The organism is Dyella sp. RRB7, assembly GCF_022761115.1.
Classification (GTDB): Bacteria; Pseudomonadota; Gammaproteobacteria; order Xanthomonadales; family Rhodanobacteraceae; genus Dyella.
On the sequence record NZ_JAKWJS010000001.1, the window covers coordinates 820,019 to 842,195 of the forward strand.

Sequence of the window (22,177 nt, forward strand, 5' to 3'; positions counted from 1 at the left end):
GGCACTTTGAATTTGCGCCCATCAGCCCCAAAGTGGGAGGCACCCTTTGTCAGGAGTTCCCCGTGTCCATACCTAGTGCCGTCAAGAGCACGCCGATCGGCAGCCGCCAGCAGTTGACCGACTACCTGGCGGCGGGGGAGAAACCACGCGACGCCTGGCGCATCGGCACCGAGCACGAGAAGTTCGGTTTCCTCACCGACACCCTGCGCCCGCCCACCTTCGAAGGGGATCGCGGCATCCGCGTGCTGCTGGAAACCCTGGCCACGCGTTATGGCTGGGAGGTGGCCCGCGAGGGTGACAGCCCAGTGGCGCTGTCGCGCGACAAGGCCTCCATCACCCTGGAGCCGGCCGGCCAGCTGGAATTGTCCGGGGCGCCGCTGGAGTCGGTGCACCAGACCTGCTGCGAAGTGAATTCCCACCTGGCGGAAGTGCGCTCGATCGCCGAAGACCTCGGCATCGGCTTCCTCGGCATGGGCTTCCAGCCGAAGTGGCGCCGCGACGAGATGCCTTGGATGCCCAAGGGGCGCTACAAGATCATGCGCGAGTACATGCCCAAGGTCGGCAACCTCGGCCTGGACATGATGACGCGCACCTGCACCGTGCAGGTGAACCTGGACTTCTCCAGCGAGGCGGACATGGTGCGCAAGTTCCGCACCAGCCTCGCGCTGCAGCCGATCGCCACCGCGCTGTTCGCCGACTCGCCGTTCACCGACGGACGTCCAAACGGCTATCTCTCCTACCGCTCGCACGTGTGGGAAGACACCGACCCCAACCGCACCGGCATGCTCGATTTCGTGTTCGAGGACGGCTTCGGCTACGAGCGCTACGTCGACTACATGCTCGATGTGCCGATGTACTTCAGCTACCAGGACAACCATTACGTCGACCTGGCCGGGCAGGACTTCAAGCAGTTCATGAGCGGCGACCTGCCCGCCCTGCCCGGCGTCAAGGCCAGCATGAAGGACTGGGCCGACCACCTCACCACCGCTTTCCCGGAAGTACGCCTCAAGCAGTACCTGGAAATGCGCGGCGCCGATGGTGGCCCATGGAACCGCCTGTGTGCGCTGCCGGCGCTGTGGGTGGGCCTGCTTTACGACGACGACGCGCTGCAGGCCGCCTGGGACCTGGTGAAGGATTTCACCCGCGCCGAGCGCCACGCGCTGCGCGACGGTGTGCCCAGGCAGGCGCTGAAGCTGCCGTTCCGCCAGCACAGCGTGCGCGAACTGGCGGCGGAGACGCTGAAGATCGCCGCGCACGGCCTCAAGCGCCGTGCCCGCCTCAACAAGAACGGCGCCGACGAAAGCATCTACCTGGAGCCGATGATCGAGATCGTCGAGGCCAACCAGACCCCCGCCGAACGCAAGCTGGAGCTGTTCCACGGCCCCTGGGGCGGCGTGGTCGACCCGGTGTTCCGCGAATTCGCCTACTGAGCGGCGCCCGGCACCGGGCGACATCCGCCCACAAAAAAGGCCGGCAATGCCGGCCTTTTTTGCCTATCGGGCAACGCCTTACTTCTTCTGCGGCGCTTCCTTCAGGCCACGATTGAGCAGCATCGGCTCGATGCTCGGCTCCTTGCCGCGCCAGTCGTGGTACAGCTTGCTCAGTTCCACGGTGTTGCCCTGCGAGAGGATCATGGCGCGGAAGCGATCGCCATTCTCGCGGGTGAGGCCACCGTGCTCCACGAAACCCTGGAAGGCATCGTCGGCCAGCATCTCGGTCCACAGGTAGGCGTAGTAGCCGGCGGCATAGCCGTTGCCCCAGATGTGCTGGAAGTAGCTGGAACGGTAGCGCGGCGGCACGTAGCTGAGGTTGATCTTGGCCTTGGTCAGCGCATCCACCTCGAACTTGTCCGGGTCCTGCTTCGGCGCATCGGCGCTGAGGCTGTGCCAGCTCATGTCGAGCAGGGCGGCGCCGACCAGTTCGGTCATGTCGTAGCCCTTGTTGAAGGTGGCGGCCTTCTTGATCTTGTCCACCAGCTCCTGCGGCATCGGCTCGCCGGTCTTGTAGTTCTTCGCGTAGTTGGCGAAGACCTTCGGATCGGTCGCCCAGTGCTCGTTGAACTGCGAGGGGAATTCCACGAAGTCACGCGCGGTCGAGGTGCCCGACAGCGTCGGGTACTGCGAGTCGGCGAAGATGCCGTGCAGGCCATGGCCGAACTCGTGGAACATGGTGATCACGTCGTCGAACGACAGCAGCGCCGGCTGGCCCGCCACCGGCTTGGCGAAGTTGGCGACGTTGAAGATCACCGGCTTGGTGCCCAGCAGCTTGGACTGGTCGACCAGGTTGCTCATCCAGGCGCCGCCGTTCTTGTTGTCGCGCTTGAAGTAGTCGCAATAGAACAGCGCCAGCGAGGTGCCGTCCTTGTCGAACACTTCGAACACGCGCACATCCGGCTGCCACACCGGAATGTCCTTGCGCTCCTTGAAGGTCAGCCCGTAGAGCTGGTTGGCGGCGTAGAACACGCCGTTCTGCAGCACGTTGTCCAGTTCGAAGTACGGCTTGATCTGCGACTCGTCGAGGTCGTACTTGGCCTTGCGCACCTGCTCGGCGTAGTGGTTCCAGTCCCACGCCTCGACCTTGAAGCCGCCCTTCTGCTGGTCGATCAGGTCCTGGATGTCCTTGGCCTCGCGCGCGGCACGCGCGGTGGCGGCCGGCGCCAGGTTGTCCATGAACTTCAGCGCCGCTTCCGGCGTCTTGGCCATCTGGTCTTCCAGCTTCCACGCCGCGTAGTTCGGGTAGCCGAGCAGCTTGGCCTGTTCGGCGCGGATCTGCGCGATGCGCGAGATCAGCTCGCGGGTGTCGTTGGCGTCGCCCTTCTCCGCGCGATTCCACGAGGCCTTGAACAGCGCTTCGCGGGTGGCACGATCGTTCAGCGGCTGCAGCGCCGGCTGCTGCGTGGTGTTCTGCAGCGGGATCACCCACTTGCCGTCGAGCTTGCGGCCCTGGGCGGCTTCGGCGGCCGAGGCGATTTCGCCGTCGGACAGGCCATCGAGCTTGGCCTTGTCGTCCACTACCAGTGCGCCGTCCTTGGTGGCGGCCAGCAGCTTGTTGGTGAACTGCGTGGTGAGGCTCGACTCCTCCTTGTTGAGGTCCTTCAGCTTGGCCTTGTCGGCGTCGGACAGCTTGGCGCCACCGTGCACGAAGTTCTTGTAGACCACTTCCACCAGGCGCTTGGATTCCGGATCGAGCTTGAGCGAATCGCGCTGGTCGTAGATCGTCTCGACACGCTTGAACAGCTTGGCGTTCATGACGATGGCGTCCTGGTGCTCGGCGAACTTCGGCGCTTCCTCTTCCTGCACCTTCTGCAGCGTGTCGTTGGTGTTGGCGCCGCTCACCGCGTCGAACGCATGCATGACGCGGGTCAGCAGGGCGCCGGATTTCTCCATCGCCACGAAGGTGTTCTCGAAGGTCGGCGGCTCCGGGTTGTCGGCGATCTTCTCGATCTCCGCCAGGTGCTGCTTCATGCCCTCCTCGAAGGCCGGCTGGTAGTCACCGTCCTTGATCTTGTCGAACGGCGGCGCCTGGAACGGCAGCGTGCTGGGTTCGAGGAACGGGTTCACGGCACTGACCTCGGCGGCTGGGGCGGCGGCGCTGGCGGCCTTGGCCGGGGCGGTGCTCGCCGGGGCCGGCTGCTCGGCCGGCTTGGCCTGGTCGTTGGACTGCTGCGAGCAGGCAGCCAGCGCGATGGAAGTGGCAATCACGAGTGTACGAAGACGGAGCATCGGGGTTCCCCATGTGGGCGGTGAAACAAACCCCGAGCGTAACCACACCCCGGCACGGGTGCCAAGGGCTGGAAGTCAGGCCTTTCGCATATCCCGCAGCTGCCAGCTCGGCCCGATCAACAGGTTCAGCCGTTGCCGCACGATGCTCATCGGCAGGTCGGTGATGAGGTCCACGTCGATGCGCAGGTCATCCACGCGAGCGCTGACCGTGGCGGCCGGGTCGATCGCCCCCAGGGCCGGATCGACGTCGTCCGGCTCGTCCTGCAGGGCGCGCCAGCGCTCGAACAGCCCGGGGGTACGCACGGCATTTTGCAATGCAGCGGCCAGGTCATCCGGCCCCGCGCCGTCATAGCTCAGTGACGGCACCGGACCGCGCGCATGGGCCAGGTCGGCGATCGAAAGGTAGTAGTGACTGCGAATGGACATGGCAAGGCTCTCCTGCGGAATGGGCGCATGCAAGCACACGCCATGTGAAATCACTCCAAGATCGCGCCCACATCCAGTTGCGATGCGGCGACATGGGCCGGGACGCCATGGGGCAGCACGCCCAGGCAAGGCGCCGGCAACAGCTGGCGCAGGGTGGCCAGGTTCTCGTCGACCGCGGCCATGTCCGGATCGATCAGGTTGCCGACCCAGCCGACCAGGCGACAGCCATCGGTGGCGATGGCGCGCGCGCTGAGCAAGGCGTGATTGATGCAGCCCAGACGCAAGCCCACCACCAGGATCACCGGCAACTGCCATTGCCGCGCGATGTCCGACGCCAGCAACCCGCGCGACAGCGGCACCAGCCAGCCGCCCACGCCTTCGACCAGCACCACGTCATGGATGTCGCGCAGCCGTTCGAACGCCTCGAAAAGGGGAGCCAACCGGATCTCCACGCCCTCGTGCGCGGCGGCCAGGTGCGGCGACACCGGCTCGCGCAGGGCGATGGGATTGATCCATTCATAGGGCATCGGCGCACTGCTCGCCCCCTGCAGCGCCAGGCCGTCCTCGTTGCGCAGTCCCTCGGCCGTCTCGACGCAACCGCTGGCCACCGGTTTCATGCCGCACGCGTTCAGCCCCTGGGCGCGCAACGCATGCAGCAACGCGCAGGTGGCATGGGTTTTGCCCACGCCGGTATCGGTACCCGCGATAAAGAATGTCGACATGTCACGTCACCCCTGATGACGAATGAGAAAACACCACCCCGACGTGCCGTCGCCGCCGGGCGGTCGCGATCGCCGCACCCCGGCTGGTCAGGCGCATAATACGGACTTTGCCGACAGGGCCGATGTCATGTTTGAAGTCACCACGCAGGCCTACGCCAGCAAGCGCGAACACTACGAGGACCTGTGCAGCCAGGCGCGCGGCCTGCTCGAAGGCGAGCCCAGCGTGATCGCCAATGCCGCGAACTTCTCCGCACTGGTCTACCACAGCCTGGCCGACCTCAACTGGTGCGGGTTCTATCTGTTCGACGGCAGCGAGCTGGTGGTGGGACCGTTCCAGGGCAAGCCCGCATGCATCCGCATCGCGCTTGGCCGCGGCGTGTGCGGCACCGCCGCGCAGACGCGCACCACCCAGGTGGTACGCGACGTCCACGATTTCGACGGGCATATCGCCTGCGACGCCGCCTCCCAATCGGAGATCGTGGTGCCGCTGGTGCGCGCCGACGGCAGCCTGTTCGGCGTGTGGGACGTGGACAGCCCCCGCATCGCGCGCTTCGACGATGAAGACCGCGCGGGCATGGAAGCACTGTGCGCGGTGTTCATGCAGAGCGTTAACCGCTAAGCGTCGATGCGGGGCGTGCGCAGCAGGGTCATCACCGTGTCGCGCGCCTCGTCCACGCCGGTCGGCGCGGAGGACGAGAACACCTGAGCGGTGGCCTGCGTGCCGCCAGCGGCCAGCTCCTTGCGCAACGAAGCCAGCGCCTGCGCGGCCTGGCTGCGCGAGACCTTGTCGGCCTTGGTCAGCAGCACGTGGCACGGCAGGTGAGTGGCGAAGCAGAACTCCAGCATCATCCGGTCGAATTCCTTCATCGGATGACGGATGTCGCTGATCAGCACAATGCCCCGCAAGCTGCGCCGCCGATGCAGATAGGCGTCGATCTCCTGCTTCCAGTGATCGCGCAGTTCAGGCGGCACCTTGGCATAGCCATAGCCGGGTAGGTCAATAAGACGCACCTCCAGCGGCGGCTGGCCGTCCCCCTGGACCAGCGGCGGCAGCGAGAAGGCCACCATCTGCTGGGTGCGCCCCGGCGTCTTGGAGGTACGGGCCAGGCCGCGATGGCCGGTCAACGCATTGAGCGCGCTGGACTTGCCCGCATTGGAGCGACCGGCGAACGCCACCTCGCCGCCACTATCGTGCGGGAGCTGCGAGATTCGATGGGCAGCCAGCACGAACTGGGCGCCCTGTAAGGGATTTGGCATGGTTTGACCGACTAAGGTGGCGCAGAGATAATCCGGGAGTTTCTGCCAGTTGCGGACGTGCAGGTCTGTGCGAGCCGTGCAGCCATAGCAGTTTTTCGGGAGACAAGTGTATGAGTTTTCGGCCCGCCGGTTCTCGGTCCGCTGTTGTTGGTTATGCCGTAGCCCTCGTCTTTGCGCTGTCTTCTAGCGTGGTTCTCGCCCAGCAAGCCAAGGCACCGGCCGCCGCGGCCAGCGCCGCCCAGCCTGCCGCGGCCGCCACCGCCGAACAAGCTGCCGCTGCACCGGCCGCCGTCAAGCCGGGCGACGCCACCGCCGGCGCCGCCAAGGCCGCCGTTTGCGGCGCCTGCCATGGCATGGACGGCAACTCCAGCGACCCGCAATACCCGAAGCTTGCCGGCCAGCACGAGTCGTACATCGCCCACCAGCTGACCAGCTTCAAGAGCGGCAAGCGCCAGAACCCGATCATGCTGGGCATGGCCACCCCGCTGTCCGAACAGGACATGCACGACATCGGCGCCTACTTCGCCAGCAAGTCGTCGCTGCCCGGCGTGGCCGACCAGGCGCTGGTCGCGCGCGGCCAGCAGCTGTATCGCGAAGGCGACACCAGCAAGGGCGTACCCGCCTGCATGGCCTGTCACAGCATCGACGGCCGCGGCAACCCCGGCGCCATGTACCCGCAGCTGACCAGCCAGCACGCGCAGTACATCGAGGCCACGCTGAAGGCCTGGCACGACGGCACGACCTGGGGCGATGAGGCCCATGCCCAGATCATGCCGGGCATTGCCAAGAAACTGGACGAAAAGGACATCGCCGCCGTGGCCAGCTATGTCGAAGGCCTGCACGCCGCCGAAGGGGCGGGCGCCTCCGCCGCCAAGTGATTGCCCTGCACACGCCGGCCGGCACCCGGCTGGCGTGTTCGTTCCAAGCCATGCCCAGCGCACCGAGGATCACCATGTTGAAGCGTTTGTCGTTCCTGTGTACCGCCCTGCTCGCGCTCGCCGCCTGCAGCAACAACAACGACAACGCCAGCCCGGCGCCGCAACCGGCCCCTGCCGCCAGCGCGCCCGCCGCCCAGCCGCCGGCCGCTTCGACCGCTGCCGCCCCGGCAGCCGCGAGCACGGCGGCGCCTGCCGCTGCCAGCACGGCCGCCCAGGCGCCCGCGCCCGCCGCGCCGCCGGCCACCCCGTTCGTCGACGACGGCAAGTGGGTGGAAGGCAAGAACTATGTCCGCATCGAGCCGGCCCAGCCCAAGCTCACCAATACCGACAAGGTTGAAGTGGTCGAGGTGTTCTCGTACGGCTGCCCGGCCTGCAACCAGTTCCACCCGGTGATGAACAAGCTGGTGCAGGAGCTGCCCGCCGACGCCGTGGTGGCCTATCTGCCGGCCTCGTTCATGCCGCAGGAAAACTGGCCGATGCTGCAGCGTGCCTACCTCACCGCGCAGGCGCTGGGCGTGGCCGACAAGGCCAACGACGCCATGTACGACGCCGTGTGGAAGAGCGAAGAACTGAGCGCCATGGCCCCCGGCGGCCGCGGCCTCAAGCCGTCCTCCGCCCTGCCCACGCTCGACGACGCCGCCAAGGTCTATGCCAAGTTCGGCGTCGACCCGAAGGAATTCGTGGCCACGGCCAACTCCTTCACCATCAACACCAAGGTCAAGCGCGCCGACGAGCTGGTGAAGGCCTATGGCGTGGAAGGCACGCCCACCATCATCATCGACGGCAAGTACCGCCTCGACCGCGGCACCGCCGGCGGCGACGAGCAGGCGATTGAACTGGTGAAGTGGCTGGTGTCCAAGGAAGCGGCCGGCAAGTAAGCCCCCGCCCGCCACCGACACCAATCACCCGAGAGTACCGACCCATGTTCAAGCGTTTTGCCCCCCTGCGCGTACTTGGCCTGCTGGCCGGCCTGGTGCTGGCCAGTGCCTGCACCGCCACCGGCTCTAATGAGCCGGCGCCGTACACCGACGGTGCCGAGTACGTGACCATCGCCGGCCCGGCCCATCGCCTCAGCGATGCCGGCAAGGTGGAAGTGGTCGAGGTGTTCTCCTACGGCTGCATCCATTGCGCCCACTTCGCGCCGATCGCCGACCAGCTGCGCAAGCAGCTGCCGCCCGGCGTGGTGTTCAAGCTGATGCCCGCCGCGTTCAACGACGAATGGCTGCCCTACGCCCGCGCGTTCTACGCCGCCCAGAAGCTGGGCGTGGTGGAGCAGACGCACCTGGCGCTGTTCAAGGCCAAGTTCGACGAGCACTACCCGATCTCCACGCTGGACGAGCTGGCCGACTTCTATGCCAGCCATGGGGTGAATCGCGAGGAGTTCCTGCGCATCGCCAGCTCGGACGAGGTCACCGCGCAGATCCGCAAGGACATGACGCTGGTCCAGCAGTGGCAGGTGGACGGCACCCCGACCATCGTGGTCAACGGCAAGTACCGCAGCGCCAACGTCAAGACCCTGGATGAACTGTCCGCCTTGACCCAGTGGCTGGCCAAGCGCGAGCTGGCCGGCAAGTAAGCCTGGCGGGGAGGGCCCCTGGGACTTTCCCCGCATTCACGTCAAACTGGGCATTCTTACGGGCCGGATCGCCGCCGCGATGGCGGCGGCCACCCTTTTGCGACTACCCTGCCCGCCCGATGACCCGCGCCGATCCCAAGCCCGCTGCCGCTCCTGAACGCCGATTGCGTCTGCTGAGCTGCAATATCCTGGCCGGCGCCAGCGTCCAGCGCTACAGCGAATACGTCACTCGCAGCATCAACGCGGTGCTGCCCGGCCGCAGCAAGCTGGAAAACCTCGACCGCCTGGCCGAAGTGCTGCCGCAGTTCGACGTGATCGGCCTGCAGGAAGCCGACGCCGGCAGCCTGCGCTCGGGCTTCCTCAACCAGACCCGTTATCTCGCCGAAGCAGCGGGCATGCCGTTCTGGAGCCATCAGCCCAATCGCCCGATGGCGCGCCTGGCCCACTCGGCCAACGGCCTGATCAGCCGGCTGGAACCCACCAGCGTGCTGGACTACCCGCTGCCCAGCCGCATCCCGGGCCGTGGCGCCCTGCTGGCGCGGTTTGGCGAGGGTCCGGATGCGCTGGCAGTGATGATCGCCCACCTGTCGCTGAGCGCGCCGGCCCGCGCCAGGCAGCTGGCCTTCATCGCCGAGGTGCTGCAGGACTATCGCCATGCCGTGTTGATGGGCGACCTCAATACCGACGTGCGCAGCGCCGAGATGCAGCAGCTGTTCGCCCACTCCAGCCTGGTGGGCCCGGCGCAGCCCACGCCGACGTTCCCCAGTTGGAAGCCGCGCAAGGCACTGGACCATATCCTGACCTCCGAGTCGATCCGGCTCGACAAGGTCTGGGCGCTGCCGCAAGCGTTTTCCGACCACCTGCCGCTGGCAGCGGAGATCCGCTTGCCCGACCATGTCGCACCACGCACCCACCGACTCCGCCGATGAAGCGCTTGCTCTGCCTTACCTTGCCCTGGCTGCTGGTGCTCGTCGTCGGCGCGATCGCCGCCGGGCTGCGCTATGGGCTGATCGAATCGGCCGACGTGGCACGCATCTGCGAGACCAGCCACGCCCTCAGCTGCGACCTGCGCCACCTGACCGTCACCGGCTTCATCACCGGCAACATCTTCGGCTGGGCGATCGGCATCTTCGGCTGGGTGGCGATGGCGGCCACCGTGCTGGCGCTGCGCTGGCAGAAGCTGCCATTGGCGTGGCTCGCCGCGGCGACCGGCCTGTTCGCGGTGATCCTGTACTGCTTCGTGCCCGGCGCGTTGGCGCTATTGATCGGCTGCCTGCGCCTGGTGCGCCTGCAGGCGGCTGGCCCGACGCCAGTCGACCAACACCGCGCCACCGAGCGCCAGGTTCACGCCCAGCCATAGCCAGGCCGGCGGGCTGAGCCCGATCTCCTGCACCACGGCCATGGCCGCCAGCAGCGGCATCACGCAGGCGAGAAAGCGCGCCTCCACCGAAGGCAGCACGGCATCCCGCACATCCAGCAGCGAGGCCAGCAGGTAGCCCAGCGCGGGCGGCCAGAACATGCCCAGCGGGAAATCGCGGTAGCGGCCATCGAAGGCCAGCAGCAGGCCGTAGAAGGCCAGCGCGAACATCCAGCAGAAACGCAGCCGCGGGTCCGGTGCCTTGGTCGCCGGCAGGCCGCCCAGTCGCGCGGCCACCCAGCGGGCCAGCGCAATGGCGGTGAGCAGCGCCAGCAGGCAGATCAGTCCGCAGAACACCCATTCGGTCTGGTTGCGGCAGGCGAACCACATCTGGCGGAACTGCCATGCCATGGCGGTGCCGCTGGCGAACCCCGCCAGCGCCAGCGCCACCCGACTGCGCGGGCTGCGCCACTCACGGCGCCACAGCCCGGCCAGCAGGAACAGCACCGCGCCCGCCGCGCCCGCCCACCAGCCCAGCAGCCAGCGCGGCTCCTCCACCACCGGGCCCTGCATGGCGAACTTCGGCTGCGCATTCACATCGAAGATGCCCCAGTAGCCGCCCACGGTGCCTTCCTGCTGGCGCTTCCAGGGTTGGTCGAAGGCCTCGATCACGTTGTAGGGCATGTCCACGCTGCCGGCGTAGCGCAGGAACTCGCGCAGGTAGCGCGCCTCGTTCACCAGGCTGGCGGCGGCGCCGCGGCGCTGCTTGCCCTCGCTGGGCCAGCCGGTCTCGCCGATCATCACCGCGCGGCCGGGAAAACTCGCCTTCACATGGGCATAGACCTCGGCCACATGCTGCAGGGCGTCCTTCGGTTCGACCGGTTCGTCCTCCCAGTACGGCAGGATGTGAATGGTGATGTAGTCCACCGCATTGGCCATCTGCGGATAACGCAGCCAGAACTCCCACACGTCGGCATAGGTGACCGGTACGTGGGTGTCATGGATCGCGTCGCGCACCTGGTTCACATAGGCCGCCAGCGAGGTGGACGACTGCTCGCCCCGCAGCAGCACCTCGTTGCCCACGATCACGCCACGCAACACGTCCGGGTAGGCCTTGGCGGTGGCGATACCCAGCTGGATCTCGCGCTCGTTGCCCGCCGGATCGCGGCCGATCCAGATGCCCATCAGCACCTTCATGCCGTAGCGCTGGGCAATCTGCGGCACGGCGTTGAGGCCGAGGCCCTGCGAGTAGGTACGCACGCAATCGAAGCGCTGCGACAACGCCCGCAGATCGGCGTCGATGCGCTCGGGGCTGACGAAGGCACGAGGATCGAGCGGCGTTTCGCCCGGCTTGCGGAAGGGCGCATAGGACACGCAGGCGATATGCGCGGTGGGCGTGTCGGCCAGCGGCACCGGACGGCCAACGTTCCACCACCACAGCCCACCCGACAGTGCGGCCGCGACAAGGATCAGCCACGCAAGCGGCGCTACACGGGATAACGGCGAGGGCGATGGCGACATGCGCTTCCTGACGAATGCGCCGGATGCGGCGCCTGATGGGCGGGCGATTCTATCAGGCTGGCCCGCTCCGCCATGTGTGCGGCCGGCCACCCCGGCGTTTCACGCCACGCTCAGCGGCCGTTGGCCATGCTGCCGGGCTCTGCAGCGCACCGTCCCAGCGGAAGTCGCCAAGTACACTGTGCCGGGATCGGCATTGAACAAGCCCCAAGGAGTTGTCATGTCCCTTCACGCAGCACCGCGGCGTTACGCCCGACGTCTGCTCATCGTGATCGCTGGCCTGTGGCTGGCCGCCGGTGCCGCCAGCGCCGCCGAACCCACCGAGACCCAGCGCGCGACGTTCAGGCAGGCCTACGCCGCAGCCCAGCAGGGTGGCGACGGCTGGCGCAGCTTGGCCAGCGGGCTGCAGGACTATCCGCTCTACCCCTACCTGGAAGCAGCGGCGCTGACCCACGACATCCGCCAGCTCGACCGGGCCCGGGTGGAGGATTATCTCAAGCGCAATCCCGGGCTGATTCCGGCGAGCGACCTGCGCCGCGACTTCCTGACCGAACTGGCCCGCCGGCAGGACTGGGACAGCTTCCTCGCCATGTACCAGCCCGGCCTCGGCGATGCGCTGGCCTGCAACGCGCTGCAGGCGCAGCTGGCCAAGGGCGGCACGCTCGACTTCGATCGCGATCTCGCCGCCTTGTGGGCCAAGCCCAAGCTGCCCAGCGCCTGCGATCCGGTGCTGAGCGCCGCACACGACCAGGGCCTGCTCACCGCGCCGCGCCTGTGGGACCGCATCGACCGCGCCGCCGACGCCAACCAGCCGGGCACCATCGCGGCAATCGCCGACTGGCTGCCGCCCGATCAGACACCGGAAGCGCAACGCATCGCCACCGCCTTGCGCGACCCGGGCAGCGCGGTGACCGCGGCGGCGCAGTGGCCCGATACGCCGCGCGACCGCCAGGCCGCCACGCTGGCGCTGGAACGGCTGGCGCGCCGCCAGTCGGTCACCGCCGACATCGCCTGGCAGAAGCTGCAGAGTCGTTTCACCTTCTCTCCCGAGCAACGCGACCGCGTGCTGTATGCGCTGGCCCTGTTCCACGCCACCGATTACGACCAGAGCGCGTTGTCGCGCCTGATCGCCCTGCCGCCCTCGGCGCAGACCGATGTGAGCCGCGAGTGGCGCGTGCGCGCCGCGCTGGCGCAGCTGGACTGGACGGCCGTGCTTGCCGCCATCGACGCGATGCCGCCGACGCAGCAGCAGGACGGCGAATGGCGCTGGTTCCGTGCCCGCGCACTGACCGAACTGGGCCGCAGTGCCGACGCCCAGCGCGTGCTCACCTCGCTGGCGACGGAACCCACCTTCTTCGGCTTCCTCGCCGCCGATCGTCTTGGCCTGCCCTACGGCATCTGCCAGCTCACGCTCAACGGCGACCCGCAACGCGAGCAGGCGTTGCTGGCCAATCGCGGTTTGCTGCGCGCATTCGAACTGTACGCGGTGGACCTGCCAAAGCTGGCGCGCCGCGAATGGACACAGGCGCTCGACGGCGCCGATCCGGATACGTTGAAGCTGGCGGTGGACCTCGCCTACCGCCGCGGCTGGTACGACCGCGCCGTGTTCACCTTCAACACCGGCGACGCCCTGCGCTATTACGAGCAGCGCTTCCCGCTGGCCAGCCAGGACGGCGTGGTGCCGCAGGCGCAGGAAGCCGGCATCGATCCCTCGTGGGCATACGCCATCCTGCGCGCCGAAAGCGCCTGGATGCCCGACGCACGCTCCGGCGCCGACGCGCGTGGCCTGATGCAGCTGCTGCCGTCGACGGCCGCGCTGGTGGCCAAGCGCAACGGCCTCGACTGGGGCGGCGGCGACACGCTGTTCGACCCGGTCGTCAACATCAAGCTGGGCACGCGCTATCTCGCGCAGATGGCGGATCGCTTCAACGGTGCGCCATGGCTGGCCAGCGCCGCCTACAACGCCGGCCCGGGCAAGGTGGACCAATGGCTCGAAGCGCGCGGCAGCCTGTCCCCCGACCTGTTCGTCGCCACCATTCCCTACAAGGAAACCCGCGAGTACGTGGCGCGCGTGATGTCCTTCGCGGTGATCTACGACTGGCGCCAGCACGGCAACGCGGTAACGCTGTCCCAGCGCCTGACGCCGATTGGGCAGACCTACCAACTCCCCGATGGCCACAGTCAGCGTAAGCTGGCGACTTGCCCAGTGATCGCCCCGCCCGCACCGGCGGAAGCAGCCACTGCCGCCCCTGCCAGCAGCATGCCGGCGCCGGCCGCTGCCTCATCCAGTGGTACGCGTTGACGTGGAGATACGTGTGACCCGGAAAGCACAGCAATTGGTCGTCCTCGGCGGCACCGGCTTCGTCGGCAGGCAACTGCTGCCGCGACTGGCCGCCGATGGCCATCGCATCCTGCTGCTCTCGCGCAACCGCGAGCGCCGCCGCGAGTTGGGCGTGCTGCCCAACGTGCGCATCCGCAGCGTCGACATCTACGACGGCAACGCGCTGCGCCGACAGTTCGACGGCGCCGACGCCATCATCAACCTGGTCGGCATCCTCAACAACGTGGGCGACCAGAGCTTCCAGCGCGCGCACGTGGAGCTGACCCAGCGCGTGATCGCCGCCTGCCAGTCCGCCGGCGTGTCGCGACTGCATCACATGAGCGCGCTCAAGGCGGGCCAGGGCCTGTCGCAATACCTCAAGAGCAAGGGCGAGGCCGAGGCGCAGGTGCGCAACTCGTCGCTGGACTGGACCATCTACCAGCCCAGCGTGATGTTCGGCGCGGGCGGCGGCCTGGTCAGTCGTTTTGCCAGCCTGCTGAAGCAGCTGCCGGTGCTGCCGCTGGCGCGCGCCGCCTCGCGCCTTGCGCCGACCTGGTCAGGCGACGTGGCCGAGGCCATCGCCCGTTGCGTCGGCGACGACAAGCTCGGCGTCGACCGCAGCTACGAGCTGTACGGGCCGGAAGTGCTCACGCTGGGCGAGATCGTGCACAAGATCCGCGACACCCTCGGCCTGCGCACACCCATCATTCCGCTGCCCGACAGCCTGGGACGGCTGCAGGCGCAGGTCGCCGAGCTGCTGCCGGGCAAACCGTTTTCGCTGGACAACTTCCGCACGCTGCGGACCGACTCGGTGGGCAAGGTGGATGGTTATGCGGCGCTGGGCATCACGCCGCAGCCGTTCTCGGCATGGTTGCCGGTGCTGCTGCATGCGCCCGCGAGGGAGCGGCGATTGGCGTTGGCGCGGACGCGCTGAGCTTTTTTGGCTGGTCAGCCGGATGGAGGTTGGGCAAGCGCGCCTCGCGCTTGCCCAACCTCCATCCGCACGATGAGCAGCAAGCACATCCCCACCCCGTGGCAGAATCCCCCTCATGCGCATCTATCTCGTCGGCGGTGCCGTCCGCGACAAACTGCTCGGCCGGACAGTCGCCGATCGCGATCATGTCGTGGTCGGCGCCCGCCCCGAGGAGTTGCTCGCCCAGGGCTACCGCCCCGTCGGCAAGGATTTTCCGGTCTTCCTGCATCCCAGGACCGGCGAGGAATACGCCCTGGCGCGCACCGAACGCAAGACGGGACATGGCTATCACGGCTTCGCCTTCCACGCCGATCCTGGCGTGACGCTGGAAGAAGACCTCGCGCGCCGCGACCTCACCATCAATGCCATGGCCGAGGCCGAGGATGGTTCACTGGTGGACCCGTTCGACGGCGCCCGCGACCTCGAACGACGCCTGCTGCGCCACGTGTCGCCAGCGTTCGTGGAAGACCCCGTGCGACTGCTCCGCGTGGCGCGCTTCGCCGCACGCTTCGCGCCGCTGGGCTTCAGCGTGGCGCCGGAGACGATGGCGCTGATGCAGCAGATGGTGCGCGATGGCGAGGTGGATCACCTGGTGCCCGAGCGGGTATGGCAGGAGACGCGCAAGGCCCTGGGCGAAGCGCAGCCTTCCGCTTTCCTGCGCGTGCTGCGCGAGTCGGGCGCGCTGGCCGTGCTGTTTCCCGAAGTGGATGCGCTGTATGGCGTGCCGCAGCGCGCGGAGTTCCACCCGGAAATCGACACCGGGCTGCACGTGGAGATGGTGCTGGACATGGCGGCGCGCATTGCCCCGGGCAGCGACGTGGTGGGCTTTTGCGCGCTCACCCACGACCTGGGCAAGGCGCTGACGCCCGCTGATGTCCTGCCGCGCCACCTGGGCCATGAGCACGCCGGGGTGGCGCCGCTGCAGCGGCTGGTCGCCCGCCTGAAGGTGCCGACCGAGCACGCCACCCTGGCCGAGCAGGTGTGCCGCGAGCATCTCAACGCGCACCGGGCCTTCGAGCTGAAGCCGGCCACCGTGCTGCGCCTGCTCTCCTCGCTGGACGCGTTGCGGCGGCCCGAGCGGCTGGCGCTATTCCTGGCCGCCTGCGAGGCGGACAAGCGCGGTCGCCTGGGGCATGAGCACGACGCCTATCCGCAGGCCGCTTACCTGCGGCAGGCGCGGGATGCGGCGGCGGCAGTCAGTTCGGCGCCGTTTGTGGCCAGGGGCCTGCAAGGGCCGGCCATCGGCGAGGCCATGGCGGCGGCGCGGGTCGCCGCGATCGCGGCCTTGTGCCGCCCCCTCGCCTGAGCCGGCACGGAAAGCCTGACGGAAGACAGCTGTTACTAAGGTAGCTGGCTCAATATCGCCCGCGATGCCACGTGGGCCTCCCCGCGTGTATAAAGACGGGTCGCGTGCCCCGACCAGGACGGTACGGCATCACCTTTCCTTTTGTCCGGAGCTATCCGTGCCGATTGCATCCAACCCGACCTCACCGCTGCGCCAGCGCTTTCGCCCGCTTTGGTGGCTGGCCATCTGCTATGTACTGATCGGGGCGATCACGCGCATCGCGCTGCTGTTCATGGCGGGCAGTGGCGTACCGCACCATCCGCTGTACTGGGCCTATGCGTTCGGCGTGGGCCTGGTCTATGACCTGATCGTCTTTGGCTATGTCGCCTGGCCGCTGGTGCTGTACCTGTGGCTAATGCCGCAGCGCGCCTACGTGTCGCGTGCAGGCCAATGGGCGCTCTACGCCCTCGGCGCGATCCTGCTGTTCGGGCTGATGTTCGTCGGCGCCTCCGAGCTGGTGTTCTGGGGCGAATTCGGTACGCGCTTCAACTTCATCGCCGTGGATTACCTGGTCTATACCACCGAGGTGATCGGCAATATCCGCGAGTCGTATCCGCTGGGCACCTGGATCAGCTTGCTGGCCCTGGCCACCTTGGCCATCGTATGGTTCAGCCGCCGCGGACTGCGCGCCAGCGACGGCGGCACGCGCTTCCTGCAGCGCGGCAAGGTGGTGCTGGTGTGGCTGCTGATCACGGTGATCACGGCGGTGGCGTTCAAGGGCACCTACAAGGACCGTACCGACAACGCCTACGTCAACGAGCTTTCCGGCAACGGCATCTACGAGTTCTTCGCAGCCTTCCGCAGCAGCCATCTCGACTATTCGCGTTTCTATCGCACGCTGCCTGACGATGAAGCATTCAAGCGCGTACGCGAGCTGGTCAAGACGCCCGAGGCCACCTACGTCAACGACGATCCGCGCGACCTCACCCGCGAGATCCGCCACGAAGGCCCGGAAAAACACCTCAATGTAGTGCTGATCAGCGTGGAGAGCCTGTCGGCGGACTTCCTCAAGGAATTCGGCGACAAGCGCGGCATCACGCCCAACCTCGATGCGCTGATCGGCCAGAGCATGTTCTTCGACCACCTCTACGCCAACGGCACCCGCACGGTGCGTGGCCTGGAAGCGCTGTCGCTGTCCGTGCCGCCGACGCCCGGCGACTCCATCGTCAAGGCGCACAACAACGAAAACCTGCTGTCGGTAGCCGACATCTTCAACGATCGCGGCTACCAGTCGGACTTTGTCTACGGTGGCTACGGCTACTTCGACAACATGAACTACTACTTCTCGCACAACGGCTATCGCACGGTCGATCGCAATGACATCGGCAAGAACGATGTCATCCACCACGAGAACGTGTGGGGCGTGGCGGACGAGGATCTCTACACGCTGGCACTCAAGCAGATGGACGAGGCCCATGCGCAGGGCAAGCCGTTCTTCCTGCACATCATGACTACCTCGAACCACCGCCCCTTCACCGTGCCGGCCAACCGCGTGCCGCAGAAGAACGGCACGCGCGAAGCCGCGGTGGCGTACACCGACTGGTCGATCGCCGACTTCATCAAGCGCGCGCAGGCCAAACCGTATTTCGACGACACGGTGTTCGTGATCACCGCCGACCATTGCGCCTCCAGCGCGGGCCGCACCAGCGTGCCGATCAACCGCTACCACATCCCGTTGTGGATCTACGCACCCAAGCACATCGCACCGCAGCGCGTGTCGCGCCAGATGGCGCAGGTGGACATCATGCCCACCGTGCTGGGCCTGCTGAACTTCAGCTACCGCAGCCGCTTCTTCGGCGCCGATCTCTTCGAGCTCGAACCCGGCCGCGAGCGCGCCTTCCCCGCCACTTACGAAAAGCTCGGCTACCTGCATGGCGACGTGCTGACGGTGCTGGAGCCGCAGCGCAAGCTCGAACAGCTGCGCCCGAACTTCGACAACGGCGACGCCGTGCCCAACACGCCGATAGACCAGGGCCAGGTCGACGACGCCACGGCGTACTACCAGGTGGCCGCGTTCCTGTTCAAGCATGGCCTGATGGTGAAACGACCGGAAGACAGTACGCCGGTGAAATAGCAGGGGCCGAGCCAAAGGCGTGGGTTTTCTGAGACACTGACGCCCACGTCCTTTGCGCCCTCGAAGCGATGAGCCATTCAAGGAAGACCCGCGTTGCGGTCCTGATTCCCTGCCATAACGAGGCAGTTGCCATCCCTGTCGTGGTGCGCGACTTCGCGGCGGCCCTACCGCAGGCGCGCATCTACGTCTACGACAACAACTCCACCGACGGCACCATGGCCGCGGCGACCGCCGCGGGCGCCGTTGTGCGCCGGCAGGACCTGCAGGGCAAGGGGCATGTCGTGCGACGCATGTTCGCCGACGTCGATGCCGATGTGTACGTGCTGGTGGATGGCGATGCCACCTACGATGCCGCGCAAGCGCCCGTGATGATCGAGCGACTGCTGGCCGAGCAGCTGGACATGGTGGTCGGCACGCGTGTCAGCACCGAACTTGAGGCCTACCGCCACGGACACCGTTTCGGCAACTGGCTGTTGACGGAGCTGACCGGACGCATCTTCGGCCGCACCTTTTCCGACATGCTTTCCGGTTACCGGGTGTTTTCCAGGCGCTTCGTGAAATCGTATCCCGCGCGCGCCGGTGGCTTCGAGGTGGAAACCGAACTGACCGTGCATGCGCTGGAGCAGCACATGCCGGTGGCCGAGCACCCGACCCGTTACGCCGCGCGCATGGACGGCTCACAGAGCAAGCTCAGCACATGGACAGACGGCTGGCGCATCCTCATGACCATTCTCGCGTTGACCAAGAACGGCAGGCCGCTGGCGTTCTTCTCGCTGGGCGCGGTGGCATGCATGCTGAATCCCTGCTGCTCGCGGTTCCGCTGTTCACCACCTATGTCGAAACCGGGCTGGTGCCGCGCTTCCCCACCGCCATCCTGTGCTCGGCCCTCGTGCTGCTGGCGGCGATTTTCCTGGTCTGCGGGCTGATTCTCGACACGGTCACGCTGGGCCGGCGCGAGCAAAAGCACCTGGCCTATCTGGCCTACCATCCGCCTGGTGCCGACGAGCCCTGAGGTCGATTTCATCGATGCCAGCTACCCGGAACTCCGCGCAGGAATTCTGGCAAGATGCTTGGCGCTTCGATCTAGGATGGCTCGCCTGATGCGTTTCGACTTCTCCGACCGCGACGACATTGTCGGGCGGTGTCTTTGGCTGCTACCCATAGCCACCTTCATGATGCTCGTCGTTGCGCAGATCCAGCTGCCCGGCATCTACATGGATGCCATCAACCCGGACTTCCTCGCCGCGCAACTGCTGGATCATCGGCTGCACAACCCTGGCGCAGCGCTTCCCTCAAGCACCTTCCCGCTGCTGGGCAACCTCTACCATGGCGTGCAAAACGTTTATGTGGGCTTGCCGCTCTTCGCTCTGTTCGGCTGCAGCGTAGCCACTTTGCGGCTCGCGCAAGCGGTATTCGGGGTCATTCTGCTCAGCGCCGTCTACCTCACCGCCCGGCGCTTGACGCGTTCGAATGGGCTCGCCCTGGCATGCGGACTGGGCCTTGCGACCGAACTGGCCTTTACCGCCTCTTTTCGCACCCAGTTCTACATCGTTCTAGGTGGCGCCGCCTGGTTGTTCGTCTCGTTGCTCCTTGCACTCCCCGCGGATAAAAGATCGCTCGTCCTACGGCACCGCACGTTTCTTTCAGGCGTATTTGCGGGATTGGCCGGCTATGGCTATTTCGTCCTGCTGTTCTTTGTGCCAGGCATGCTGATGCTGGTGGCACTACGCTCACGAAATGGATGGCGCGATCTGCCCATCTGGATCATCGGTCTCGCAGCAGGCATGCTGCCTTTTGCCTTGGGATACCTCTCCCTCGTGCTTAAACTGCACGGTGTCGAGCCTGCACTGGCCTTCATCCGCAGTCTCCTTTCCCAGCTTCACCCCTTCGACGCGAATGGCGCCAGCGGTGGTCATCTCGGTTACGCATGGCAGCTGATCCGACTCGCTGTCACGGACAGCGGTAACGAAGCCATGATCTTCGGCCAGCCACTGCCATTCACCTGGGGCGTCATAAAGTTCTACCTGTTCGCGGGCGTCACCCTAAGCCTGACTGCGCTATGCGTCTTGCGGCTTTTCCGCCGCGACGAACACCTGCTGCAGACGCTGCCCGCTTTGCTGCCAGTATCCTTCGTAAGCGTGGCCCTGCTGTTCGGCCAGCGTCTCTGGGTCCATCACTTTTCTGTGCTCGTTCCGTTCCTCTATCTGCTTGCCACGTTATTGGTGGCAGAGATAGGGCGCTGGGCAGGTCTCTCGCTTCGCATGAAAAATGCGGTGACTGGTCTTGTGATCGTGGGCTGCCTGGCGGGAAACCTGGTGCAGCAGGCTGACTTCCACGAACGGCTCGCCAAAACCGGCGGCGGGGCCAAAAGCCCGGAGGCGTTGACGACTCTTGCTGTCGAGGCCAGAGATGCCCCCAAAGATGTGGCGTATATCTTTCCCGAATGGGGCTTCTTTACTTCATTCAGTTTCCTCACCGGCAATCGCGTCCGTTACGTGACCGACTCCCAGCCTGAAACCTTCGATAAGCTTCGCAAAGCGGGCTATCGACACTTTCGACTTGTGTATTGGGATATCGCCAACCGCGAGCACTACCGTCAAACCCTGCTGTCGGCTGGCGCCAGCTCGATCACCGAGCGTACCTTTACCACCAGGGAAGGCATGCCTACATTCTATTGGCTGGATGCCGAGTGAGTTGTGCGAATGGCCCGCCTTGGACGCCTACAACCGCTCGCCCTGGTCCGCTTCGAGCAACGCCGCCGGTAGCGGCACCACCTCCATGCCGCGTGCGAACAGCATCGCCTGGAAGCGTTCGCCCATCTGGTCGGGCATGGTCAGCTTCTTCACTTCCTGGGCAAGCCGATAGCGTGCCGGCTCGTCGGGCGCGCTTTCATACGCAGCCTCGAAGGCTTCCTGCAGGCCGCTGCCGATCAGGAACTGCGCCTGCGACAGGTAACCGGCGACACCGAAGCCGGCGCTGTTGCCGGCCTCGGCCAGCGCGGTGAAATCCACCGAGGCGGTAAGGTCGTTGAGGCCGGGGAGGTAGAGCGGGTCGTTGTGCGCGCGATGCCGGTAGTACGCCCTGAGGGTGCCATCGTCGCGCTCGGGCAGGTAGAACTCGCGCCGCACATAACCGTAGTCGACGAACAGCATCACGCCGGCTGTGAGCGACCCGGCAATGGCCTGCACCCAGTAAGGAAGCTGCGGCAGGATCTCCGAGCGATAACCATCGGCGAATTCGACCTCCATGTCGCGCTCGACATGCCGCACCGCGCCGGACACCAGCGCATCGGCGGGGCGATCCACGCGCATCAGCCGGCCTTCGCCATCGAGTGCCACGTATTCTTCGTAGGCCTCGCCGGCGCGCATGGTGAAGCGCGTGGTGGGCAGCGCATCGATAACTTCATTGGCGAACAGCACCCCGCGCCAATCCTGCTCAGGCGGGCGATCGAGCCATAGCACACGGGCGAACAGTTCCGCCGGCAGCGCCTGCCGCAGCCGTTCGCGCTGGCGCTCGCGCAGGTCCGCGCTGGGTTCGAGGATCAGGTAACGACGCGGCAGCGTACCGCTGGCGGCGAAGGCCTTGAGCGCGGCTTCCGCAAACGCGCCACTGCCACCGCCCAGCTCCAGGAAATCCGCGTTCTCGCCGAGCAGCTCCAGCACGGGATGGGTGGCATTGACCACGCAGCGCGCAAACAGCTCGCCCAGCTCCGGCGCGGTGATGAAGTCGCCGGCTTCGCCGAACTTGGTCTTGCCTGCGCTGTAGTAGCCCAGGCCCGGCGCGTACAGGCAGCGCTCCATGTATTGCGAGAACGGCATCGGTCCGTGCGCGGCGATCTCCTCGCGCAGGCGCGCGAGCAGCCGGTCGGAATGGGCGCGCTCGTCGGCGCCAGGTTCGGGGAGTCGGGAGGACATGCACGTTGCCTGTGGAAGTACAGGCAAAGGATAAC

Annotated in this window: 18 protein-coding genes and 1 pseudogene; 13 read left to right on the forward strand and 6 right to left on the reverse strand. The window is 66.6% G+C overall.

What is annotated here, in order from left to right; translation table 11 throughout:
- Positions 1 to 62: 62 nt before the first annotated feature.
- Entirely contained in the window at positions 63 to 1,430 is a 1,368-nt protein-coding gene (locus MJ606_RS03775) for a glutamate--cysteine ligase (protein ID WP_243048064.1), read from the forward strand.
- Positions 1,431 to 1,508: 78 nt separating this feature from the next.
- Here the strand turns inward: MJ606_RS03775 and dcp are convergent, their stop codons facing one another.
- The 3 genes from dcp to bioD all read right to left on the reverse strand — a co-directional run bounded on the left by dcp (position 1,509) and on the right by bioD (position 4,870).
- Positions 1,509 to 3,722 (reverse strand): peptidyl-dipeptidase Dcp, encoded by a 2,214-nt coding sequence (gene dcp, locus MJ606_RS03780; RefSeq protein ID WP_243048065.1) that lies wholly within the window; start codon positions 3,720 to 3,722, stop codon positions 1,509 to 1,511.
- Between the two features lie 75 nt (positions 3,723 to 3,797).
- Positions 3,798 to 4,148: a hypothetical protein gene (locus MJ606_RS03785; RefSeq protein WP_243048066.1), complete on the reverse strand. Its 351-nt coding sequence runs from the start codon at positions 4,146 to 4,148 to the stop codon at positions 3,798 to 3,800.
- A gap of 50 nt (positions 4,149 to 4,198) precedes the next feature.
- The gene (gene bioD, locus MJ606_RS03790) at positions 4,199 to 4,870 is read right to left on the reverse strand and encodes a dethiobiotin synthase (RefSeq protein WP_243048067.1); all 672 of its coding nucleotides are present in this window, start codon (positions 4,868 to 4,870) and stop codon (positions 4,199 to 4,201) included.
- 127 nt (positions 4,871 to 4,997) lie between these two features.
- On the opposite strand from bioD, the gene MJ606_RS03795 reads away from it, so the two are divergent.
- The gene (locus tag MJ606_RS03795) at positions 4,998 to 5,489 is read left to right on the forward strand and encodes a GAF domain-containing protein (protein WP_243048068.1); all 492 of its coding nucleotides are present in this window, start codon (positions 4,998 to 5,000) and stop codon (positions 5,487 to 5,489) included.
- Here the strand turns inward: MJ606_RS03795 and yihA are convergent.
- Positions 5,486 to 6,127, reverse strand: coding sequence for a ribosome biogenesis GTP-binding protein YihA/YsxC (yihA, locus tag MJ606_RS03800; RefSeq protein WP_243048069.1), 642 nt, complete (start codon positions 6,125 to 6,127; stop codon positions 5,486 to 5,488). The genes MJ606_RS03795 and yihA overlap by 4 nt on opposite strands.
- 110 nt (positions 6,128 to 6,237) lie before the next feature.
- On the opposite strand from yihA, the gene MJ606_RS03805 reads away from it, so the two are divergent.
- The 5 genes from MJ606_RS03805 to MJ606_RS03825 all read left to right on the forward strand — a co-directional run bounded on the left by MJ606_RS03805 (position 6,238) and on the right by MJ606_RS03825 (position 10,001).
- Complete coding sequence (locus tag MJ606_RS03805; RefSeq protein ID WP_243048070.1) at positions 6,238 to 7,005, forward strand: c-type cytochrome; 768 nt, start codon at positions 6,238 to 6,240, stop codon at positions 7,003 to 7,005.
- Positions 7,006 to 7,079: 74 nt separating this feature from the next.
- Positions 7,080 to 7,943, forward strand: a complete 864-nt coding sequence (locus MJ606_RS03810) for a thiol:disulfide interchange protein DsbA/DsbL (protein WP_243048071.1) — start codon at positions 7,080 to 7,082, stop codon at positions 7,941 to 7,943.
- Between the two features lie 44 nt (positions 7,944 to 7,987).
- Positions 7,988 to 8,641: a thiol:disulfide interchange protein DsbA/DsbL gene (locus tag MJ606_RS03815; RefSeq protein ID WP_243048072.1), complete on the forward strand. Its 654-nt coding sequence runs from the start codon at positions 7,988 to 7,990 to the stop codon at positions 8,639 to 8,641.
- Positions 8,642 to 8,760: 119 nt separating this feature from the next.
- Complete coding sequence (locus MJ606_RS03820; RefSeq protein WP_243048073.1) at positions 8,761 to 9,570, forward strand: endonuclease/exonuclease/phosphatase family protein; 810 nt, start codon at positions 8,761 to 8,763, stop codon at positions 9,568 to 9,570.
- On the forward strand, positions 9,567 to 10,001 hold the full coding sequence (locus MJ606_RS03825) for a hypothetical protein (RefSeq protein ID WP_243048074.1): 435 nt from the start codon (positions 9,567 to 9,569) through the stop codon (positions 9,999 to 10,001). The genes MJ606_RS03820 and MJ606_RS03825 overlap by 4 nt, the downstream gene beginning before the upstream one ends.
- Here MJ606_RS03825 and MJ606_RS03830 read toward each other — a convergent pair.
- Positions 9,900 to 11,519 (reverse strand): glycoside hydrolase family 17, encoded by a 1,620-nt coding sequence (locus MJ606_RS03830; RefSeq protein ID WP_243048075.1) that lies wholly within the window; start codon positions 11,517 to 11,519, stop codon positions 9,900 to 9,902. The genes MJ606_RS03825 and MJ606_RS03830 overlap by 102 nt on opposite strands.
- Before the next feature lie 217 nt (positions 11,520 to 11,736).
- Here MJ606_RS03830 and MJ606_RS03835 point away from each other — a divergent pair, with 217 nt between their 5' ends.
- The 6 genes and pseudogenes from MJ606_RS03835 to MJ606_RS03860 all read left to right on the forward strand — a co-directional run bounded on the left by MJ606_RS03835 (position 11,737) and on the right by MJ606_RS03860 (position 20,921).
- Complete coding sequence (locus MJ606_RS03835) at positions 11,737 to 13,818, forward strand: transglycosylase SLT domain-containing protein (RefSeq protein ID WP_243048076.1); 2,082 nt, start codon at positions 11,737 to 11,739, stop codon at positions 13,816 to 13,818.
- Between the two features lie 13 nt (positions 13,819 to 13,831).
- Entirely contained in the window at positions 13,832 to 14,770 is a 939-nt protein-coding gene (locus MJ606_RS03840) for a complex I NDUFA9 subunit family protein (RefSeq protein ID WP_243048077.1), read from the forward strand.
- Between the two features lie 115 nt (positions 14,771 to 14,885).
- On the forward strand, positions 14,886 to 16,115 hold the full coding sequence (locus tag MJ606_RS03845; protein WP_243048078.1) for a multifunctional CCA addition/repair protein: 1,230 nt from the start codon (positions 14,886 to 14,888) through the stop codon (positions 16,113 to 16,115).
- A 157-nt stretch (positions 16,116 to 16,272) separates the two neighbouring features.
- Positions 16,273 to 18,228, forward strand: coding sequence for an LTA synthase family protein (locus tag MJ606_RS03850; RefSeq protein ID WP_243048079.1), 1,956 nt, complete (start codon positions 16,273 to 16,275; stop codon positions 18,226 to 18,228).
- A gap of 68 nt (positions 18,229 to 18,296) precedes the next feature.
- A pseudogene (locus tag MJ606_RS03855) lies at positions 18,297 to 19,240 on the forward strand (glycosyltransferase family 2 protein).
- A gap of 88 nt (positions 19,241 to 19,328) precedes the next feature.
- Positions 19,329 to 20,921: a glycosyltransferase family 39 protein gene (locus tag MJ606_RS03860; protein ID WP_243048080.1), complete on the forward strand. Its 1,593-nt coding sequence runs from the start codon at positions 19,329 to 19,331 to the stop codon at positions 20,919 to 20,921.
- A 27-nt stretch (positions 20,922 to 20,948) separates the two neighbouring features.
- Here the strand turns inward: MJ606_RS03860 and MJ606_RS03865 are convergent, their stop codons facing one another.
- Entirely contained in the window at positions 20,949 to 22,142 is a 1,194-nt protein-coding gene (locus tag MJ606_RS03865) for an SAM-dependent methyltransferase (RefSeq protein WP_243048081.1), read from the reverse strand.
- Between the last annotated feature and the right edge of the window lie 35 nt (positions 22,143 to 22,177).

What these genes read in the sequence shown, in the direction of transcription:
- dcp (WP_243048065.1), bottom strand. Translation starts at nt 3,722, where the DNA reads ATGCTCCGTCTTCGTACACTCGTGATTGCCACTTCCATCGCGCTGGCT.
- MJ606_RS03785 (WP_243048066.1), bottom strand. Translation starts at nt 4,148, where the DNA reads ATGTCCATTCGCAGTCACTACTACCTTTCGATCGCCGACCTGGCCCAT.
- bioD (WP_243048067.1), bottom strand. Translation starts at nt 4,870, where the DNA reads ATGTCGACATTCTTTATCGCGGGTACCGATACCGGCGTGGGCAAAACC.
- MJ606_RS03795 (WP_243048068.1), top strand. Translation starts at nt 4,998, where the DNA reads ATGTTTGAAGTCACCACGCAGGCCTACGCCAGCAAGCGCGAACACTAC.
- yihA (WP_243048069.1), bottom strand. Translation starts at nt 6,127, where the DNA reads ATGCCAAATCCCTTACAGGGCGCCCAGTTCGTGCTGGCTGCCCATCGA.
- MJ606_RS03805 (WP_243048070.1), top strand. Translation starts at nt 6,238, where the DNA reads ATGAGTTTTCGGCCCGCCGGTTCTCGGTCCGCTGTTGTTGGTTATGCC.
- MJ606_RS03810 (WP_243048071.1), top strand. Translation starts at nt 7,080, where the DNA reads ATGTTGAAGCGTTTGTCGTTCCTGTGTACCGCCCTGCTCGCGCTCGCC.
- MJ606_RS03815 (WP_243048072.1), top strand. Translation starts at nt 7,988, where the DNA reads ATGTTCAAGCGTTTTGCCCCCCTGCGCGTACTTGGCCTGCTGGCCGGC.
- MJ606_RS03820 (WP_243048073.1), top strand. Translation starts at nt 8,761, where the DNA reads ATGACCCGCGCCGATCCCAAGCCCGCTGCCGCTCCTGAACGCCGATTG.
- MJ606_RS03825 (WP_243048074.1), top strand. Translation starts at nt 9,567, where the DNA reads ATGAAGCGCTTGCTCTGCCTTACCTTGCCCTGGCTGCTGGTGCTCGTC.
- MJ606_RS03830 (WP_243048075.1), bottom strand. Translation starts at nt 11,519, where the DNA reads ATGTCGCCATCGCCCTCGCCGTTATCCCGTGTAGCGCCGCTTGCGTGG.
- MJ606_RS03835 (WP_243048076.1), top strand. Translation starts at nt 11,737, where the DNA reads ATGTCCCTTCACGCAGCACCGCGGCGTTACGCCCGACGTCTGCTCATC.
- MJ606_RS03845 (WP_243048078.1), top strand. Translation starts at nt 14,886, where the DNA reads ATGCGCATCTATCTCGTCGGCGGTGCCGTCCGCGACAAACTGCTCGGC.
- MJ606_RS03860 (WP_243048080.1), top strand. Translation starts at nt 19,329, where the DNA reads ATGCGTTTCGACTTCTCCGACCGCGACGACATTGTCGGGCGGTGTCTT.
- MJ606_RS03865 (WP_243048081.1), bottom strand. Translation starts at nt 22,142, where the DNA reads ATGTCCTCCCGACTCCCCGAACCTGGCGCCGACGAGCGCGCCCATTCC.